This window comes from Pseudomonas sp. GW821-FHT03E01, assembly GCF_059420765.1.
Window position 1 is genome coordinate 123,275 of record NZ_JBWKUI010000005.1, and the last position, 15,712, is coordinate 138,986.

15 protein-coding genes and 2 pseudogenes are annotated in these 15,712 nt (G+C 61.9%); 8 read left to right on the forward strand and 9 right to left on the reverse strand.

From position 1 onward, the window contains the following. Window positions 1–2: 2 nt before the first annotated feature. Window positions 3–215 (forward strand): annotated as a pseudogene (locus AC07VO_RS10305) (alcohol dehydrogenase catalytic domain-containing protein); the annotation flags it as partial. A gap of 7 nt (window positions 216–222) precedes the next feature. Here AC07VO_RS10305 and AC07VO_RS10310 read toward each other — a convergent pair. Continuing rightward, a pseudogene (locus tag AC07VO_RS10310) lies at window positions 223–996 on the reverse strand (AraC family transcriptional regulator); the annotation flags it as partial. Between the two features lie 145 nt (window positions 997–1,141). Between AC07VO_RS10310 and AC07VO_RS10315 the strand changes: the two are divergent. Next, window positions 1,142–1,369: a DUF6555 family protein gene (locus AC07VO_RS10315; protein ID WP_086945082.1), complete on the forward strand. Its 228-nt coding sequence runs from the start codon at window positions 1,142–1,144 to the stop codon at window positions 1,367–1,369. 72 nt (window positions 1,370–1,441) lie between these two features. Here AC07VO_RS10315 and AC07VO_RS10320 read toward each other — a convergent pair whose 3' ends face one another. The 7 genes from AC07VO_RS10320 to AC07VO_RS10350 all read right to left on the reverse strand — a co-directional run bounded on the left by AC07VO_RS10320 (window position 1,442) and on the right by AC07VO_RS10350 (window position 7,688). Further along, complete coding sequence (locus tag AC07VO_RS10320) at window positions 1,442–1,600, reverse strand: metallothionein (RefSeq protein ID WP_086945083.1); 159 nt, start codon at window positions 1,598–1,600, stop codon at window positions 1,442–1,444. Window positions 1,601–1,808: 208 nt separating this feature from the next. Beyond that, window positions 1,809–3,491: a methyl-accepting chemotaxis protein CtpM gene (gene ctpM / locus AC07VO_RS10325; RefSeq protein ID WP_064618971.1), complete on the reverse strand. Its 1,683-nt coding sequence runs from the start codon at window positions 3,489–3,491 to the stop codon at window positions 1,809–1,811. Window positions 3,492–3,582: 91 nt separating this feature from the next. After that, a complete protein-coding gene (locus tag AC07VO_RS10330) occupies window positions 3,583–4,899 on the reverse strand; it encodes a Na+/H+ antiporter family protein (protein ID WP_173861189.1) in 1,317 nt (438 codons plus the stop codon). Between the two features lie 193 nt (window positions 4,900–5,092). Further along, a complete protein-coding gene (locus tag AC07VO_RS10335; RefSeq protein ID WP_019579967.1) occupies window positions 5,093–6,406 on the reverse strand; it encodes a sensor histidine kinase in 1,314 nt (437 codons plus the stop codon). After that, window positions 6,403–7,071, reverse strand: a complete 669-nt coding sequence (locus AC07VO_RS10340) for a response regulator transcription factor (RefSeq protein WP_018925374.1) — start codon at window positions 7,069–7,071, stop codon at window positions 6,403–6,405. Before AC07VO_RS10340 ends, AC07VO_RS10335 begins: the two co-directional genes overlap by 4 nt. A 3-nt stretch (window positions 7,072–7,074) precedes the next feature. After that, window positions 7,075–7,380, reverse strand: coding sequence for a PepSY domain-containing protein (locus tag AC07VO_RS10345; protein WP_018925373.1), 306 nt, complete (start codon window positions 7,378–7,380; stop codon window positions 7,075–7,077). Further along, a complete protein-coding gene (locus AC07VO_RS10350; protein ID WP_018925372.1) occupies window positions 7,380–7,688 on the reverse strand; it encodes a PepSY domain-containing protein in 309 nt (102 codons plus the stop codon). Before AC07VO_RS10350 ends, AC07VO_RS10345 begins: the two co-directional genes overlap by 1 nt. A gap of 279 nt (window positions 7,689–7,967) precedes the next feature. Between AC07VO_RS10350 and AC07VO_RS10355 the strand changes: the two genes are divergently transcribed. The 5 genes from AC07VO_RS10355 to codA all read left to right on the forward strand — a co-directional run bounded on the left by AC07VO_RS10355 (window position 7,968) and on the right by codA (window position 13,272). Then, entirely contained in the window at window positions 7,968–9,047 is a 1,080-nt protein-coding gene (locus AC07VO_RS10355; RefSeq protein WP_086945086.1) for a patatin-like phospholipase domain-containing protein, read from the forward strand. An 85-nt stretch (window positions 9,048–9,132) separates the two neighbouring features. Then, complete coding sequence (gene queD, locus AC07VO_RS10360) at window positions 9,133–9,489, forward strand: 6-carboxytetrahydropterin synthase QueD (protein WP_007933061.1); 357 nt, start codon at window positions 9,133–9,135, stop codon at window positions 9,487–9,489. A gap of 112 nt (window positions 9,490–9,601) precedes the next feature. Then, window positions 9,602–10,432 carry an alpha/beta fold hydrolase gene (locus AC07VO_RS10365; RefSeq protein WP_086945087.1) on the forward strand — a complete coding sequence of 277 codons (831 nt, stop codon included), beginning with the start codon at window positions 9,602–9,604 and terminating at the stop codon, window positions 10,430–10,432. 310 nt (window positions 10,433–10,742) lie between these two features. Continuing rightward, window positions 10,743–12,014 carry a cytosine permease gene (gene codB, locus AC07VO_RS10370; RefSeq protein ID WP_018925369.1) on the forward strand — a complete coding sequence of 424 codons (1,272 nt, stop codon included), beginning with the start codon at window positions 10,743–10,745 and terminating at the stop codon, window positions 12,012–12,014. 13 nt (window positions 12,015–12,027) lie between these two features. After that, window positions 12,028–13,272 carry a cytosine deaminase gene (gene codA, locus AC07VO_RS10375; protein WP_018925368.1) on the forward strand — a complete coding sequence of 415 codons (1,245 nt, stop codon included), beginning with the start codon at window positions 12,028–12,030 and terminating at the stop codon, window positions 13,270–13,272. 57 nt (window positions 13,273–13,329) lie between these two features. Here the strand turns inward: codA and AC07VO_RS10380 are convergent, their stop codons facing one another. Continuing rightward, entirely contained in the window at window positions 13,330–14,322 is a 993-nt protein-coding gene (locus tag AC07VO_RS10380; RefSeq protein ID WP_086945088.1) for a diaminopimelate epimerase, read from the reverse strand. Window positions 14,323–14,490: 168 nt separating this feature from the next. On the opposite strand from AC07VO_RS10380, the gene AC07VO_RS10385 reads away from it, so the two are divergent. Then, a complete protein-coding gene (locus tag AC07VO_RS10385) occupies window positions 14,491–15,642 on the forward strand; it encodes an MFS transporter (protein WP_018925366.1) in 1,152 nt (383 codons plus the stop codon). The last annotated feature ends 70 nt before the right edge of the window (window positions 15,643–15,712 follow it).

Consider the following 15,712-nt stretch of genomic DNA (forward strand, 5'->3'; position numbering starts at 1 on the left):
CACTGCAATTCGACAAAACCGGCGACCTCTCGGCCCTGCGCTACGTTGAGGTGCCCACCCCCGTTCCCGGCGCTGACGAAGTGCTGGTCCAGATCAAGGCGGCGGGCCTCAATCCCAGCGATGTGAAAAACGTACTGGGGCGCTTTCCCTACACCACATTGCCGCGGATTCCCGGGCGTGATTTCGCCGGTATCGTCGTCGAAGGCCCGCAGGCGCGCCGCCCCGTTGCTGGCTCACGCAAAACTGCGAAGGCGCGACACCCAGTTCCCGGCGGAACATGTCGCTGAAGCTGCTCGGCGAATAACCCAGTTCCCGGGCTATCGCACTGACCGGTACGCCCTGAATCAATTCGGCCGCCGCGGTCGCCAGTTGCACCTGCCGCCGCCATTCGGCGAAGCCCATGCCCAAACCGTCCTTGAACAACCGCGCCAGGGTACGCACGCTGGCACCGGCATTTTCGGCGTGCTGCTCGAAGGGAATGTCCAGCGACGGTGAGGCCATGACCGCCTGGCACAGGTTCATCAGCCGCCGGTCGGAATCGTCCGGTAGCGGTATTTTCAGCAATGAGCGCCGGGCGCGCTTGAGCTCCAGCAAGGCCAGGCCGACCAGCGCGTCGTAGTAATCCGGGGCACCGTCGTCGCCCTGCTCCACCAACCCGACGATCAGTTCGCGCAGCAAGCCGCCGACTTCAATCACTTGCACACTGTCGTCCAGTGTCGCCGCCAATGACGGCCGCAGGTAGATGTTGCGCATCTGCAAGTCAGAGACCACGCGAATCCCGTGCGGCACACCCGGCGGCAGCCAGACCGCCCGTTGCGGCGGCACCACCAGTGCTTCATTGGGCGTCTCGACCCACATCACGCCGCTCATCGCGTACAGCAACTGGCCCCACGCATGTTCGTGAGGCTCGATATACAACCCACGTGGGTAAGTACGCGCCAGCGGTTGCACGGGCACATCGGTATCGCTTAAATCAGGGGGGGCGGCCTTGGCCATAGGCTAGGATCATTAGGGGACGGAAAGGCTCCATGGTAGCGAGGCGTGCGACGTGTCGCCAGTCGCTGTAACCGACTGACAATCCGACGGAATTTTTCGCGCGCCTCACGATCCTTCTATAACAACAGGGAGGAATACAGGCTTTATGAACAACGCAAAGCTTTTCGTCATTGAATACACACTTCATGGCAAGCCCAAGTCTTTCATCATCCGCCAGGACAAAATGGACAACGCAGAAGCCTGGCACTGGGCCAGTTGCGATGCCGGCGTAGGCCGGATCCCTCGTTTTGGCCGTGAGCGGGTGCAAAAGACCAGCAAACCTGTGGCGGAAAAATTCGGCGTCGAGAACGTGACCTGGCGGCCGACGAGTTGAACGTTGAACGGGAGGGTGAATATTCGAACTGAAAGTGGAGCCGCAGCGGCTCCACTTTTTTTGGATGAGCGGTCAGTGCTTAGCGCACTTGCAGCCTTTGGTGGAACATTCTTCGCCGTGTTCGTGATGTTTGGCGCAGCCTTCGCAGCAATAGTGCTTGCCGTGACGCACGATGGGGTGATCGCCCAGTTTGCAGGAGCATTTCGGGCAGTCGCAGGTACCGTCGTTCATGAGTCTGACTCCATGGTTAGGGTCGTCCGGGTGCCGCGGGTGCGCGGCACCTGAAGCAAATGACCGCCCGTTGCGGAAACCGGTTCAAACAGATGCCTGGACGGAGTTTGCTTACTATTGAGGGTAGTCGCGATGTGGCTCCCCCGTAGCAGCAGCCTCGCGGGCTCGGCAGCTGCTGCAGATCGCAAAACGCTCTCAGCGACATCAATCAAATACGGAATTGCCCGACCAATTGCCCCAGGCGCTGACCGAGATCGGCCAGGCTGCGCGAGGTTTGCGCACCGCGCTGGGTCTCGTCGGCGACGCTGTCTACCGCCACGGCGATCTGGTGCACGCTGCGGTTGATCTCTTCGGCCACGGCGGTTTGCTCTTCGGCGGCGCTGGCAATCTGCGCGTTCATCGAGTTGATGGTGCCGATCAACTGGGCCATGGCGTCCAGCGACGCCCCGGCCTCGTTGGCCTGGGCCGACGTGCCGTCGCCGGCCTCGCTGGAGCGGCGCATGGACTCGACCGCCGATTGGGTGCCGGCCTGCAAGCGGTCGATCATGCCCTGGATTTCCTGGGTGCTGATTTGCGTGCGACTGGCCAGCGCCCGCACTTCGTCGGCGACCACCGCAAAACCACGTCCGGCCTCACCGGCGCGGGCCGCTTCAATGGCGGCGTTGAGCGCCAGCAGGTTGGTCTGCTCGGCAATCGAACGGATCACCCCGAGCACGCTGACAATCGACGACACGTCTTTCTGCAGGCTGTCGAGGGACACGCCGCTGCTGCGAATGTCGTTCACCAGTGCATGAATCTTCACGATGCTGCCGGCCACCACGCGCTTGGCGGCCTGGCCTTCTTCGTCGGTCTGCTGGGCAGCGACCGCGGCGTTTTGCGCGCTCTTGGCCACTTCCTGGGCCGCCGCCGACATTTGGTTGATCGCCGTGGCCACCTGATCGGTCTCGTGACGCTGGCGCTCCATGGCCTGATCCGAGCGTTGGGCCTGATCGGAAACCTGATTCACCAGCCCGGTCAGTTGCGAGGTCATTTCGGTGATCTGCCGCACCAGGCTGTGGATCTTGTCGACGAAACGGTTGAACGAGCCGGCCAGTTCGCCGAGTTCATCCTGGCTGGTGATGGTCAGGCGCCGGGTCAGGTCGCCCTCGCCCGCCGCGATGTCGTCGAGGTTGGCTTTCATCAGGTTCAGCGGACGCAGAATGGTATTGGCCAGCAGCATCCCGGCCGCGGCGATCACCAACAGCACCAGCACGGCAATCCCGACAATGCTCAGCACCACGCCTTGCATGCGTTCCTGGACCTTGATCTCGACCAGCGCCACTTGCGCTTCAATGCCGTCGAGGTTGACCGAGGTGCCGACCGCCATGTCCCACTTCGACAGATATTCGGTGTAGCCGAGCTTGGGCACCTGTACTTGGGTATTACCAGGCAGTGGCGAGCTGTATTGCAGGTAGTGGGTCCCGTCCTTGGCGACTTTCACCAGGTCGCGGTTAACGTAGATGCCGTTCGGGTCGCGGTTGTCCTTGAAGCTCTGGCCCACGCCTTCGGGGCTGTTGGCCTTGAACAGGCGCACGGTGTTGGAGTCGTAGCCGAAGAAGTAGCCGTCCTTGCCGTAGGTGATACTCGACAGCAACTTGATCACCTGCGCCCGCGCCGCGTCATCGCCGGGAGCGGCCGCGTCGTAGAGCGGTTTGATCGCGGTCATGGCCACGGCAACGTAGCTTTGCAGGGTTGCCTTGGCATCGCTGAGCAGGCGCTGACGGGTTTCCTCGACTTCCTTGCGGGCCTGTTCCTGCAGAATGAACAGCGTGGTCAGGCTGATGACCAGCGCAAAGAGCAACACCGGGAGGACGGCAAGGGACAGGACTTTGGCCTTCAGGCTCATGCGCATGACGTTCACTCTTTTGATTTTATTGGCGTGGTTAAAGGCTATAACGGCACGCCAGATCAAAAGTTGAACGCGGTCCCACAAGGTAGAGTGGTTACAGAACCATCGCCGCCACCCAACCGAACGCCAGCAACGGCAGGTTGTAGTGCAGGAAGGTCGGGACCACGGTGTCCCAGATGTGGTGATGCTGGCCGTCGATGTTCAGACCGGAGGTCGGGCCCAGGGTCGAGTCCGACGCCGGTGAACCGGCATCGCCCAGCGCGCCGGCCGTGCCGACGATGCACACGATGGCGATCGGGCTGAAGCCCAGTTGCACGCACAACGGCACGAAAATCGCCGCCAGAATCGGTACGGTGGAAAACGACGAGCCGATGCCCATGGTCACCAACAGGCCCACCAGCAGCATCAACAGCGCCCCGATGCCTTTGCTGTGGTCGATCCACGAGGCCGAGGACTCCACCAGTGTCTGCACATGACCGGTGGCTTTCATCACTTCAGCAAAACCGGATGCGGCGATCATGATGAAGCCGATCATCGCCATCATCTTCATGCCTTCGGTGAACAGGTCGTCGGTTTCACGCCACTTGACGATGCCCGACGCCGAAAAGATCAGAAAGCCCACCAGCGCCCCGATAATCATCGAGTCCAGCAACAGCTGAATAATGAACGCCACGATAATCGCCAGACCGGCGACCATCAGGCTCAAGGGGTTGTACTGCACCGCGACCTGTTCGACTTGCTCGATCTTTTCCAGGTCGTAAACGCGCTTCTTGCGGTAGCTGATGAAGGCTGCCGCGAGGCCAAACACCATGCCCAGCGCCGGAATGCCCATGGCATGGGTGACGTTGATGCCACTGATGTCCACCCCGCTACGGGCGACGTTGGCCAACAGGATTTCATTGAGGAAGATGTTGCCGAAGCCCACCGGCAGGAACATGTACGGCGTGATCAGCCCGAAGGTCATCACGCAGGCGATCAACCGCCGGTCCAGTTGCAGTTTGGTCAGCACATATAAAAGAGGCGGCACCAGCAACGGGATAAACGCGATATGAATCGGCAAAATGTTCTGCGAGGCGATGGCCACCACCCAGAGCAGGCCGATCAGCAGCCATTTGACATTGCCGCCGCCGTTGGTGTGCTGGCGATCGACCATGGCCAGGGCTTTGTCCGCCAGGGCGTGGGCCAGGCCGGACTTGGCGATGGCCACGGCGAACGCGCCGAGCAAGGCGTAGGACAACGCCACTGTCGCCCCGCCGCCGAGGCCGCTGTTGAAGGCTTTGAGGGTCGCATCGATCCCCAGGCCACCGGTCAAACCACCGACCAGCGCGCCCACAATCAGCGCGATTACCACATGCACGCGGGACAGGCTGAGTATCAGCATGATGCCGACCGCGGCAATTACTGCATTAATCATCGTTACCTCAAGGCAAGCGGAAAGAGTCCGTCCGGCAGTGCGCACAAGCGCCGCCAGCGGATTGAAGAGAGGGTTTTATTAGAGGGCGCGCACTGTGCCGCAGCATCGTCCCCTTGTCAAAGCGAACGGCTATTGCCGATATTTAACGGATTGCGCTCCCACAGGGTTATGGGTTGGCTTCCGCTCTGTGTCAGCGTTTGGGCAGTTCGATCATCACTTTCAACCCGCCCCACTCGCTTTCCTCCAGCCTCAACACCCCGCCCCACGTGTCGACGATGTCGCGCACGATGCCCAATCCCAATCCATGCCCATCGGTCTGTTCATCAAGCCGTGTACCGCGGCTGAACACCTGGTCACGCTGGTCTTCGGGAATCCCCGGCCCATCGTCTTCCACGCTCAACTGAAAACTTTCAGCCGTTTCAACCACGCTTAACCGAACCTCGGCATCCGCCCATTTGCAGGCGTTGTCCAGCAGGTTGCCCAGCAACTCCAGCAGATCTTCGCGATCCCACGGCAGTTGCAAACCGGCCGGTGCGCGGTAGCTCAGGTCGAGGTGTTCACCGTGAATCATGCTCAGCGTGGCCAGTAACCCCGGCAGCTCGGCATCGCAATCAAACAACGCACCCGGCAGCGCATCGCCGGACAACCGGGCGCGGTTGAGTTCGCGATTGAGTCGTTGCTGGACCTGCTCCAGTTGCGCTTGAATCACCTTGCGCAGCTGCGGGTGCGCATCGAGCTTCTCGCTGGAAGCCAGGCTCAACAACACCGCCAACGGGGTTTTCAACGCATGCCCCAAGTTGCCCAAGGCATTGCGCGAGCGCTTGAGGCTGTCTTCGGTGTGGGCCAGCAAATGGTTGATCTGCGCCACCAGCGGTTCCAGCTCCACCGGCACGGCTTCGTCGAGTTGCGAACGCTGGCCCTGCTGCAACTGGGCGATTTGCTCGCGGGCCTTTTCCAGCGGGCGCAAGGCGCGGCGCACGGTGATCCGTTGCAACAGCAAAATCAGCAACAGCCCCGCCAGCCCCAACCCGAGACCGACTTGTTGCATGCGACAGAAACTCTCGCGCACCGGCGTGTAGTCCTGAGCGACGCTGATGGAAATCGCCTGGCCCAGCCGCCGGTAGTCCGAACGCAGCACCAGCAACTGCTGCCCTTCCGGCCCCAGTTGCAGGTTGCTGTTCAGGCCCGGGTGTTCGAGCCGCGGCAGGTCCTGATCCCATAACGAGCGGGAGCGCCAATGGCTGTCGGCAAAGTCGATACGAAAATAGTGCCCGGAAAACGGGCGCTGATAGGCCGGCGACAGATGGCGCTCATCCAGCTGCAACCCCTGCGGGCCACGCACCAGCGCCACCAGCAGGTTTTCACTGTCGTTGCGCAACCCGGCTTCGAGGTAGCGCTGCAAACCCATTTCGAACAGCCACAGGCTGGTTTGCGCCAGCACCAGGCCGACGATCACCATCACGCTGATCAGGCCCAGGCTCAAGCGACGCTGGATCGACCTCACTGGGCTTGCCCGCCGAACAGGTAACCCTGACCGCGACGGGTTTCGATCACGCTGCGGCCGAGCTTGCGGCGCAGGTGATTGACGTGGACTTCTAGCACGTTGGAGTCGCGCTCGGTTTCACCGTCGTAGAGGTGTTCGGCGAGGTGGCTTTTGGAAAGGATCTGTTCGGGGTGCAGCATGAAATAGCGCAGCAGGCGAAATTCGGCGGCGGTGAGCTGGATGTCGGCGCCGTCGCGGGTCACGCACTGGCGACCTTCATCCAGGTGCAGCCCGGCGGCCTTGAGTGTCGGCTGATTGGCCTGGCCGTGGGAGCGGCGCAACAAGGCCTGAATGCGCAGGTGCAGTTCTTCCGGGTGGAAGGGTTTGCTCAGGTAATCGTCGGCGCCGGCCTTGAGGCCTTCGATCCGCTCGGCCCAGGAACCGCGTGCGGTGAGAATCAGCACCGGCGTGGCCAGGCCACCGGCCCGCCACTGCGCCAGCACCTCAAGCCCCGGCAAACCCGGCAGGCCGAGGTCGAGGATGATCAGGTCATAAGGCTCGCTGCTGCCCTGGTACACCGCATCGCGGCCGTCGGCCAGCCAGTCCACGGCGTAGCCTTGCCGATTGAGGCCGGCCATCAATTCGTCGGCCAGCGGCACGTGGTCTTCCACCAGGAGCAAACGCATCGATCAATCTTCCTTGTCTTTCAGCACGTGGCCGGTGGTGGCATCGACGTCCAGCTCGCGCACCACGCCTTCGGCGGTCAGCAGCTCGACTTCATAAACATAGACGTCGTGTTTTTCTTCAAGCTCGGCTTCCAGCAACTTGGCCCCGGGATAGCGGTCCAGCGCTTGCTGCAAGAGCTGCTCCAGCGGCAGGATCACGCCCTGTTGGCGCAGGCGCAGGGCTTCGTCCTGATCCAGGTCGCGGGCCACGGCCACCGAGCAAAAAGCCAGAAGCACCAGCGCCATGCTTGAAAATGAAAGCACCTTCATTACGTATCCTGATGATCCCTGAGAACCTGCCCGCTGACCGCATCCAATTCCATATCCCACTCAATGCCTTGCGGGTCGCGCAGTTCCATCTGGTATTTGTACTTGCCGTACTCTTCTGCAAGCTCGGTGCCGGTGATGGTCGAGCCGGGGTGTTTGGCCAGAGCGGTGGCGTTGAGCTTCTCGAAAGACACAATGGTACCAGCGTCGTGCAGTCTCAGGGTTTCGTCGGGGCCCAGGTCGCGGGCATGAGCGAGGCTGGCGGTCAGGCAGATGAGGGACGCGGTGAACAGGGCAGTCAGGATTTTCATGGGGTGGCTCCGTATTTTCTTATGTGTTGCCGACGGCGCGACCTTAGCGATTCGAACTTAACTGAAACTGAATTGCCATCATTGGGAATAGCTTACGCATAAGCCGGAGCTGCCGAAGGCTCGGGCCGCGATCGGACGATCTTTTGATTTGGATTTTTTGCGTGCATGACGCAGCCAAAGATCAAAGCATCGCAGCCTTCGGCAGCCCCTGCATTGATCGGGGACAATCGCAGCCCAAGAGGTGCTTATAATCCCTGCTTGCCAGACATCGAGACCGGTATGACCGCTATCCACATCAAGTTCCCTTCCCTGACCCTCAAGGCCGGCCCGCGCGCTCTGGCGCGCATCCGTGCCAACGGCTTGAACGCTGCCGATGTGGGCACGTTGCCGGGCGCCGCCGGTGGCCCGAAAGCGCTGGGGATTCAGGGTCTGGACCTGGCGCTGTTTGGCGAATGGCTGCCGGCGGCGCCCCGGGAGCGTTCGCTGATCGGCGCCTCGGTGGGTTCCTGGCGGTTCGCCAGCGCCTGCCTGCCGGATGCCGCCGAAGGCATCCGCCGCCTCGGTCATCTGTACACCGAGCAGAACTTCGCCAAAGGCGTGACCATGGCGCAGATCAGCCAGAGCTCCCGACGCATGCTCGATGACTTGCTCGACGGCCGCGATGCTTCGATTCTGGATAACGCCCACTACCGCCTGAACATCATGGTGGTCAAAAGCCACGGCCTGTTGGCGGGCGATCATCGCGGCCGGTTGGGGCTGGGCCTGTCGTCGGTGATCGCCGACAACCTGCGCGGTCGCGCACGGCTGTCGCGGCATTTCGAGCGGCTGATCATCCACGACCCGCGCCTGACGCCACCGGTCAACACGCTGAACGACTTCCCGTCGCGCTTCATCTCACTGAATGCCGGCAACCTGCGCCAGGCCCTGCTGGCCTCGGGTTCGATCCCGATGGTCATGCAAGGCGTGCGCGACTTGCCGGGGGCCGGCGCGGGGACGTTCCGTGATGGTGGTCTGCTGGACTATCACCTCGACCTGCCCTACAGCGGCAACGACATCGTGCTGTATCCGCATTTCACCGACCGGGTGATCCCCGGCTGGTTCGACAAGACGCTGCCATGGCGCCGCGCCTGCCCTGAGCGCTTGCAGGATGTTCTGCTGCTGGCACCGTCGAAGGAATACCTGGCACGCCTGCCCTACGGCAAGCTGCCGGACCGTAACGACTTCAAGCGCTTCATGGGCGATGCCCCGAGCCGACAGAAGTATTGGCGCGCAACGATGGATGAAAGCCGTCGCCTGGGCGATGAATTCCTTGAACTGACCGCCAACGGTCGCCTCGGCGAGCGCTTGCTGACCCTTTAGTCAGTGTTTTGCCCGGAGCTCTGGTAAACTCGCCACCTGCCCACATCGCCGCGGCGATCGCCACCTGAAAGAGCTGAACATCACTGTGGAAATATTCAAAGAGTTTACCTTCGAATCCGCCCATCGCCTGCCCCACGTACCGGACGGCCACAAGTGCGGCCGCCTTCACGGTCATTCGTTCAAAGTGGCGATTCACCTGAGCGGCGACCTCGATCCGCACACCGGCTGGATCCGCGATTTCTCGGAAATCAAAGAGATCTTCAAGCCGCTCTACGAGCGCCTCGATCACAATTACCTGAACGACATTCCCGGCCTGGAAAACCCGACCAGCGAAGTGCTGGCCAAGTGGATCTGGAATGAGTTGAAGCCGTTGTTGCCGGAACTCAGCGCGATCCGCATCCACGAAACCTGCACCAGCGGTTGCATCTATCGCGGCGAGTAAACGTAAATCCCACAAGGAGAATGCGTTTCGTCAGTGATATGAAAAACAGCCTTCAATGGCTGTTTTTTTATGCCTATGCTTTTGGGCTCGCACACGCCAAGAGGACGCACCCATGACTGACTGGCCGCTGGCTCAGACCTATCGCTTCAACGGGCACTCCGTTCGCTACGCCGTGCGTGGCGACGGCCCGCCGCTGGTGTTCGTGCATGGCACGCCCTTCTCTTCTCATGTGTGGCACCGGATCGCGCCGCACTTCATCACCTCGCACCGGGTGTATTACTTCGATTTGCTGGGTTACGGGCAGTCCGCACAGCCAGACGGCGATGTGTCGCTGGGCGTACAGAACCAACTGTTGGCGCAATTGCTGGAGCACTGGGGCCTGGAACGGCCAGACGTGGTAGCCCACGATTTCGGCGGCGCCACTGTGTTGCGCGCGCATCTGCTCAATGGCAAGGATTACCGCAGCCTGACGCTGATTGACCCGGTGGCGCTGTCGCCCTGGGGTTCGCCGTTCGTGCAGCATGTGCGTCAGCATGAAGCGGCGTTCAGCGGGCTGCCTGATTACATTCAACGGGCGATTGTGCCGACCTATATTCGTGGCGCGATCAAGCGCGAGATTTCCGATCAGGAGCTGGCGCCTTACGTGCAGCCCTGGCTGGGTGATCCGGGGCAAGCGGCGTTCTATCGGCAGATCGCGCAGATGGATGAGCGTTATACCCGCGAGATCGAAACGCTGTACCCGACGATTCGCTGCCCGGTGCAGATTCTCTGGGGGGAAGACGATCAGTGGATTCCCATTGAACGCGGGCGGGCGTTGCATCAGATGATTGCGGGGTCGCAGTTTCATCCCGTTGCGAATGCCGGGCATCTGGTGCAGGAGGATGCACCGGAGGCGATCATGGCGGCGATATTGCGGTTTTTGCCGTTGGCACAGAACGCCTGAGCGACGGAGACCCTGTGGCGAGGGGGCTTGTCGGAACGCCGCATCGCCCCGTTGGGTCGCGAAGCGGCCCCAAAATCTCTGAGATACCAAAGATCTTGTGAGCGCTACGCACTCAAACGGGGGCAAGCCCCCTCGCCACAGGACGTTGTGACTACCTGATTGCTGCGTTCCAATTTGAACCACTGCCGCACTGCTTTCGTGCCCCTCTTCAGGCTAAATCCGCCGGCTCGGCTATAAAGAACAACACCCTCGCGCCATTGGCACGAGCACTGCAACACCCTCGCGTCCTCCATCCAGCAAGGAATGCCACATGACGCAGAACGATCCGGGCAACGATTACCCTTTAAGCGAAGTCCCGATGCATGCCCGCAAGGGGCTCGCCTCCACGGCCATGGTGCTGCTGGGTTTTACCTTCTTCACGGCGACCATGTTTGCCGGCGGCAAGCTCGGGGTGGCGTTCAGTTTCAGCGAGATGCTGGCGGTGATCATCGCCGGCAATCTGCTGTTGGGAATCTACGCAGCCGGGCTTGGCTACATCGCCTTCAAAAGCGGCCTCAATTCGGTGTTGATGGGCCGTTTCTGCTTCGGCGAAGTGGGCAGCAAGCTCAGCGACCTGATCCTCGGCTTCACCCAGATCGGCTGGTACGCCTGGGGCACCGCGACCGCAGCCGTCGTACTCGGCAAATATTTCGAACTGAATGAAAGCACCGTACTGGGGCTGATGGTGCTGTTCGGCCTGGGCTTTTGCGCCACGGCGTACATCGGCTATCGCGGGCTGGAGATTCTGTCGTACATCGCCGTACCCGCCATGATGTTGCTGCTGATGCTGTCGATGTGGGTCGCGACGGTGAAGGTCGGCGGGCTCGAGGGTTTGCTCGCCGTGGTGCCGACGGCAACACTGGACTGGTCGACCGCGATTACCCTGGTGTTCGGCACCTTCGTCAGTGGCGCGACCCAGGCGACCAACTGGACACGTTTCTCCCGTTCGGCGCGAGTCGCGGTGCTGGCGAGCCTGATCGGCTTTTTCATCGGCAACGGCCTGATGGTGTTGATCGGTGCCTATGGCGCGATCGTCTATCAGCAACCGGACGTAGTCGAAGTGCTGTTGCTGCAAGGCTTCGCCATGGCCGCGATGGCGATGTTGCTGCTCAACATCTGGAGCACCCAGGACAACACGATCTACAACTTCGCCGTCGCCGGCTGCAATCTGTTGCGCACCGGCCGGCGCAAAACCGTGACCCTGGCCGGCGCGGTGATCGGCACGCTGCTGGCGCTGCTGGGCATGTACGACATGCTGGTGCCTTACCTGATTCTGCTGGGCACGGTGATTCCGCCGATTGGCGGGGTGATCATGGCGGACTTTTTCTTCCGTTACCGTGGGCAATATCCACGCCTGGCCGATGCCCGGTTGCCGGCGTTCAACTGGCCTGGCCTGAGCGCTTATGCGGTCGGCACCGTCGCAGCATTCAGCTCGCCGTGGATCGCGCCGCTGGTAGGGATTGCCACTGCCGCGCTAACGTATGTGTTATTGACCGGCGTACTGGGTGCCCGTACCGCCGAAGCACCACTACAAGATCTCTAAAAGGACTCGCCTGATGCATATCATCAACGCCCGCCTGCGCAACCAAGAAGGCCTGCATGAGTTGCACCTGGAAAACGGCCTGATTCACAGCATCGCCCGGCAAACCGAAGCCCCGTCACTGGGGCCGGATGACCTGGACGCCGGCGGTAATCTGGTGGTGCCGCCCTTCGTCGAACCGCACATTCACCTCGATGCCACCCTGACTGCCGGCGAACCGCGCTGGAACATGAGCGGTACGCTGTTCGAAGGTATCGAGTGCTGGGGCGAGCGCAAGGCCACCATCACTCAGGAAGACACCAAGACCCGCGCCAAAAAAACCATCCAGACCCTCGCCGCCCACGGCATTCAGCACGTGCGCACCCACGTCGATGTCACCGACCCGGAACTGATCGCGCTCAAGGCGATGCTCGAAGTCCGCGAGGAAAGCCACCACCTGATCGACTTGCAAATCGTCGCGTTCCCCCAGGAAGGCATCGAGTCGTACCGCAACGGGCGCGAGCTGATGGAAGAAGCGATCCGCCTGGGCGCCGATGTGGTCGGCGGCATTCCGCATTTCGAATACACCCGGGACCAGGGCGTGAGCTCGGTGAAGTTCCTGATGGACCTGGCCGAACGCACGGGGTGTCTGGTGGACGTGCATTGCGACGAAACCGACGACCCGCACTCGCGCTTCCTTGAAGTGCTGGCCGAAGAGGCCCGCAGCCGCGACATGGGTTCGCGCGTCACCGCCAGCCACACCACGGCGATGGGCTCCTACGACAACGCTTACTGCGCGAAACTGTTTCGCTTGCTCGGGCACTCGGGGATCAGTTTTGTTTCTTGCCCCACCGAAAGCATTCACCTGCAAGGCCGCTTCGACAACTTCCCGAAACGCCGTGGCGTGACTCGCGTGAATGAGTTGCTCGAAGCGGGGATGAACGTGTGTTTCGGTCAGGACTCGATCGTCGACCCGTGGTATCCGCTGGGCAATGGCAACATCCTGCGGGTGCTCGAGGCCGGTTTGCACATCTGCCACATGCTCGGTTATCGCAATTTGCAGAGTGCGCTGGACCTGGTCACGGACAACAGTGCCAAGGCGATGAACCTGGGCGATCGCTATGGTCTGGAACGGGGCCGGCCGGCGAATCTGCTGATCCTGTCGGCGGACAGCGATTACGAAGTGATCCGCAGCCAGGGTCTGCCGCTGTATTCGATTCGCGGGGGCAAGGTGTTGATGAAGCGACAGATGCCGGTGGTTGAGTGGGCGGATCGGCTCTGAATCTTCGCTGACCATTCGGGCGTCATCGCGAGCAGGCTCGCGATGACGGTCTCAAAATCACCCCATCAACCGCGCCGTCCCAAACAACCTGACCCGACTCAATTCGCCCTCCCGTTCTTCCAGCAGAATCGGCGCCGTGCCGCCGGGCATGACCACTTGCACTTCCCCCGCCGCCACCCAACCCACTCGCCACGCCGCGCACGCCACCGCACTGGCGCTGGTACCCGACGACGCGGTCGGCCCTTCGCCACGCTCGAACACCCGCGCAACGATTCGCCCTTCGGATTCAAGCATCGCCCATTGCAGGTTCACCCCGGCCGCACACGGCTGCCCCGCCCCGGTCGGCGTGGCGTAAGCGATGCGGGTCAACCCTCCAGACAACTCCGGCTCGCGCATTTGTGCGTTGCTCGGCAACGCATCGGCGCCTGTCACTAACGTCACACAATGGGGGTTACCGATGCGCACGAACTGGCTGCGGTTCCAGGCTGGGTCGAGCGTCGACAATGGCCGCACGTGACTGACATCACGCCCGTCCAACACGACGGCTTCGACCCCTTGCGCACCCACCGCTTCAGGCCCGAACGAAGGCTGCCCCAAGTCCAGCCAGAACCCTTGCACGCCATCGATTTCGGCGGGTTTCACCGAAGTCGCCACTGGCGAGAGCGCATCGCACTTGTCGTGATGAACCCTGAGCAGGCAAGCCTCCTCCCTCGGTATCAGCCCTTGTTCACTCAGGGCCTGGGAAAAAATCGTCAGGCCATTGCCACTGCGCTCGGCCAGGCTGCCGTCGGTGTTGACGATCAGCAGGTCAAACGGCGGCGAAGATTGAAACGGCCCCACCAGCAAGCCATCGCAACGATGCGCCTTGCTGCCGGGCGGTTGTGTCCCGGGAGCCCAGCCGCAGAATGCCTCGATAGCCGACAACGCCCAGGCCTCACGGGTTTGCGCCGCCTGGCTGGCCTGTTCAGGCAGCTCGATACCGCTATCGCGCAGGGCGTCAGGCGCCACCACCGCGTAGATATTGCCTCGAGCATCGTACATCCGCGTCATGGCGCCCCCCCTATGAACAATTGATGCGTCGACAATATCGCGAAACAACGGCTGGCTGTGCAAGGATGTCACTCTGCGTGACTGCTGCCCCCGCCTGAACGTGGTGATCGAACCCTTTGCGGTTGTTCACTGTCCTTTGGGACGCGACGTTTTTTGCCAAGGATCGATATGACCAACCTCAACACCCAAGCCACCTTCGTCCCCGGACGTCTGGAACAGATGTCCACGCGCATCGCCTTCTTCATCGCCGGTTTCGGCATCGCGGCCTGGGCGCCGCTGGTGCCTTACGCCAAGGCGCGGGCCGGGCTGGATGAAGGCACCCTCGGGCTGTTGCTGTTGTGTCTGGGGGTGGGTTCGATTCTGGCGATGCCCATGGCCGGGATTCTGGCGACGCGTTTCGGCTGCCGTCGGGTGTTGAGCGGCGGCACCTTGTTGATCTGCGCGGCGCTGCCACTGTTGGCGACGGTATCCTCGATTCCGGCGTTGATCGCGGCATTGTTCATGTTCGGCGCCGGCCTGGGCACGGTGGATTCGACGGTGAACCTGCAAGCGGTGATCGTCGAGCGGGCCAGCGGCAAGACCATGATGTCGGGTTTTCATGGGCTGTTCAGCCTCGGCGGGATCGTCGGCGCGGCGGGTGTCAGCGGCCTGCTCGGTCTGGGTTTTTCGCCGCTGGGGGCGATGTGCGTGGTGATCGTGGTGCTGGTGCTGGCATTGCTTAAAGCCGCGCCGCACCTGTTGCCTTACGGCAGTGAAAGCTCCGGCCCGGCATTTGCCGTGCCCCATGGCATCGTGCTGTTTATCGGCGGGATGTGCTTCATCGTGTTCCTGGCTGAAGGCGCGGCACTCGACTGGAGCGCGGTGTTCCTGGCGCAGGAACGCGGGATCGACACCGCGTATGCCGGGCTGGGTTATGCGGCATTTGCGCTGACCATGACCGCCGGGCGATTGACCGGTGACGCGATTGTCCGGCACCTGGGCGCCACGCGGGTGATTCTGTTCGGCGGACTGATGGCTGCGGCAGGATTGTTTCTGGCGACCTTCGCACCGGGATGGCAAGCCGCGCTGCTCGGTTATGCGCTGCTCGGTGCCGGTTGTTCGAACATCGTGCCAGTGCTGTACACCGCCGTGGGCAAGCAGACGGTGATGCCGCAAAGCATCGCGGTGCCGGCCATCACGACCCTGGGTTATGCCGGGATTCTGGCGGGACCGGCGGTGATCGGTTTTGTGGCTCATGGCAGCAGCCTGAGCTTCGCGTTCGGTCTAATGGGGGGCCTGCTGGTGGCGGTGGCGATTGGAGGGAAAGTGCTGAAGGTCTAATGCTCAGCAGCACGAAAAACGACAGGAGGTCGTATTTTTCGCCGCTTTACTATCAGTTCTGACAGTAGAC